Here is a 3928-nt window from a genome sequence, read left to right on the forward strand (position 1 = left end):
CAGCATATTCTCGGAACGATCTAAACATAATGGAACAAGTTCGTCTGGCTGAAGGTTATAAGCAGCTATTAAATGGTTGGCTAAACGGTTGGATCTTTCGTTCAGTTCTTTATAAGAAAGCTTGACATCTTTATAGACTAAAGCTGTATGATCAGGCGTTATTTCAACCTGATTTTCAAACAGCTCATGAATTGTTTTGTCTGATGGATATACATTCTCCGTGGCATTCCATATCTGCATTAATTCTAACTGTTCTTTTGGAAGATAGGAAAGTTCACCAGATGTAATTTTCCAGTTTTCTAACATTTGAGCCAAAATACTCTTCATCCCTTCTGTCAGATTCTCCATTGTTTTATGTTCAAAGAGAGCTCCTTCATAATTAATCTTCATAATTACACTGTCCCCATGTTCAAACGCCATGATTCCTAATGGGTAATCCAGTTTTTCTACTCCTCCTTTGAAAACAAATCCCACTTCATTGCTGTCCTCACCTGCTTCAGGCACCGGATAGTTTTCATATACAAATAAACTACTGAAAATACGGCTCGAATCCTGATTAAGTTCAGCAAGGCTCATATCACTATGGGTATTCAACTCACTGGATCTATGCTGAATCTCTGAAATAACATCAGTCACCAGACCTTCTTTATGCTGTACAATCAATGGAAGTGTGTTGATAAATAACCCTGCGGAAGATTCTATTCCATCTACAGGTAAGCTTCGTCCGGATACGGTAGTTCCTACAACGGTAGTTTCCAGTCCACTGTATATTCTCAACTGATTATGCCATAGATACTGGATAACAGCATTGACGGTAAATCCGTTTTCAGTGGTAAATCTTTTCAACTGCTGATACTGATCATCTCCAATCGTCATCGTCACAAGGCTATGCTCTTTGATCTGGCGATAGGTTCCAAGATCGATATGTCTTTGAGAGTCTTTAATCAGGCTGCTCAGGTCTTCACGATCTTCAAGGGTTGCCATATATTCTTTCCAGAAGCTTCGGCTGGCATCTTTATGCTGTTGAAGGTATTTTTGGGTATTGATATATGCCTGATCGGTCATCCATTCAGATTTCTGATCTTTAATCAAACTCAGATAAATATCATGGATTCTTTTCAGGATGATCGGCATACTCCATCCATCCAATACAGCATGATGGTTGCTGAACAGACAGGTATAATGTTTCTCTGAACGTCTGAACAGATAGACTCTGAACAGTCTGCTTTCTGACAGGTCATAGACTTCAAAACGATCTTTCTGAGTCAATTCCTTAATCAGTTCCTCCTGCTCTTCTTCATTCATTCCGGTTATATCCTGATAACGCCAGTCCAGAGGACTTTCTTTATCAATAACCTGAACAATCTCTTCGCTCCAGTCAAATCTAAGTCGTAATGCAGGAAACTGCTGCTGGGTATGTGACCACGCTTCTTTAAGCTTATCTGTATTGATCTCAGCAAGATAATCCCAGGTTAACTGTATACGGTAAGCATCATCTTTATCTCCCTGACTCAATGCATGATATACAAATCCTTCCTGAAGACTGTTCGCAAGATATACGCCTTCAATCTCAACTGATTCCTGAAGATTGACAAGTTGCTTAGCACTTATGATATGATCTATATCTGACGGAGTAAGGAAACTTCTTGTGTTTTTAGACAGTTCATCAATAATGGTAACCATCTGATCTTTAAAACTCTGAGCAAATCGTGTTACCTTGTCCTGCTCCAAATGAGCTGAAATTCTAAAACGAAGTTCTCCATCTACAACAGCCCCATTGATTCCGATAAGATAACTTCCACGGTTAGATTCTCCAATGGAAACTCCATTATCTTCAGCCGCAATAAACCATGTTTTTTCTCCCGAATTTTCTTCCTGATCAAGCTGTCCAAGATAGTTGAAACTTATTTTTGGAAGTTCCTGATCTGTATACCCTACCAGGTTTCCATAACCAATACCATTGTTTGGAATACTTCTCAGTGCTTCTTTGGTCAGAACTACGGTCTCATTTACTTCTTTTCCTGTTTCCAGCAATAGCGGATACATAGAAGTAAACCAACCCACCGTTTCTGTAATATCCAGGTTATCAAATATTTCTTCACGCCCGTGACTTTCCAATAAGACAGCATGATGGCTATCTCCTGTCAAGTCTCCAAGTGCTGTTGCCAATGCAGAAAGTAAAAGATCGTTGATCTGAGTTTGATAGACATGATGGCTTCCTCTGATCAGTTTTTCAGTATACTCTTTATCCAGCGCAAGAATATCATGGTGTTGCTCCTGAACAGAAAGCGCTTCCAGTGTATTATTGGTTTGGTTCACTGTCTTTGTGATTCTGTTCCAATACGATAATTCCAGGTCTCTGGCTTCTGAATTTTCAGATTTATAGCCTTTTATGGCTTCTGTCCATTGACGGTAGCTGCTTCCTTTCTTTATCTGATAGTTTTCACCTTTTTCAAGGGATTGGTAAATATTCTTTAAGTCTTCAGTGATGATTCTCCAGCTTACCACATCGATAATCAGGTGATGTAAAGCAAAGAAAATTCTGGCTGTATGATCTTCATATCCCGTAATATAACCTATATGATATAACGGTCCTTTTTCTATGTCAAATTGTTTCTGCCATCCTGTAAATATCTCGGGTAATTCATCTGAATGTATTGATGAAACGTCAATATAACTGATTTCTGCAAAAGCTTTCTCATCTCCGTATTGCTGACTATATAATCCGTTTTCTTTCGGATACTGCATTCTGAATACATCATGTTTTTCAATCAGAAGGTTAATACTTTGTTCAAAAATTGCCTTATCCAATTCGGCAACATTCAATAAAAATGATTGATTCCAGTGGTTAAAATCCGGAAGATATCCTAATTCTATCTGACTGAAGAACCATTCCTGAATTGGTAAAAACGGAACATTTCCGGTAAGAATTCCTTGTTCAGTAAGCAGTTCAATCTGTGTAGCAGATTTCTTTTCTTCAATAAGTTTTGCCAATACCGCCGGAGTTCTTGATGAAAAGACCTCTTTCACATTGACTCTTACATCCAAACGTTGCTTCATCCTTCCTACCAACTGAATACTGATGATACTATCCCCTCCTAATCGGAAGAAATCGTCATGAATACTGATCGTTTCAGCATTAATTCCTAATACTTCACCATATACTGCAACAAGCTGTTTTTCAAGATCTGTCTCTGGTGCAATATAGTTTTTACTGCCTGTAAATTCTGGCTCAGGTAATGCTTTCTTATCCAATTTACCATTGATTGTAAGAGGTAAAGAGAGTAAGTGAACAAACACTGATGGAACCATGTATTCTGGTAATGATTCTGACAGATACTCTGATAGTAAAGATGAATCTATCTCATTTTCAGAAACATAATAACCTGCAAGGTATTTTAAGCCTGAAGTATTTTCTTTGGCTAAAACTGCAACCTGACTGATTCCAGGATAACCCAATAGCTGATTCTCAATTTCTCCCAATTCGATTCTATACCCACGGATCTTAACCTGGAAGTCATTTCTTCCGATGTATTCAAGTTCTCCATTGGATAACCAGCGTACTAAGTCTCCGGTTTTGTATAAACGTCCGTTCTCTCCTTTTGATTTCTGATCTTCTGTCTGGAAAGGATTCGTAATGAAACGTTCTTCGGTAAGATCCAATCTGTTCAGATAGCCTCTGGCAATTCCGGCTCCACCTACATAAAGCTCTCCTATAGCGCCTACAGGAACTATCCGGTGGTGATTATCCAGGACATAAGCCGTCATATTTCCAATTGGACCTCCGATATTCACCGGATTTTCATCTTCGTTATAATGATGTAATGTTGCACATACCGTAGTTTCTGTTGGCCCGTAAGCGTTGATCAGATCTACTCCATGTTCTTTGTACATCGCCATGACCTGTGGATTGGTAACATCTCCGGCT

Annotated in this window: 1 protein-coding gene; it reads right to left on the minus strand. The window is 38.8% G+C overall.

Going from position 1 to position 3928, the window contains the following annotated elements; genetic code table 11:
• The coding region (locus DRF65_RS28070) for a condensation domain-containing protein (protein ID WP_165852330.1) at window positions 1-3928 on the minus strand (3928 nt) is incomplete at both ends.

This window comes from Chryseobacterium pennae (genome assembly GCF_003385515.1).
In the GTDB taxonomy this organism is placed as follows: domain Bacteria; phylum Bacteroidota; class Bacteroidia; order Flavobacteriales; family Weeksellaceae; genus Chryseobacterium; species Chryseobacterium pennae.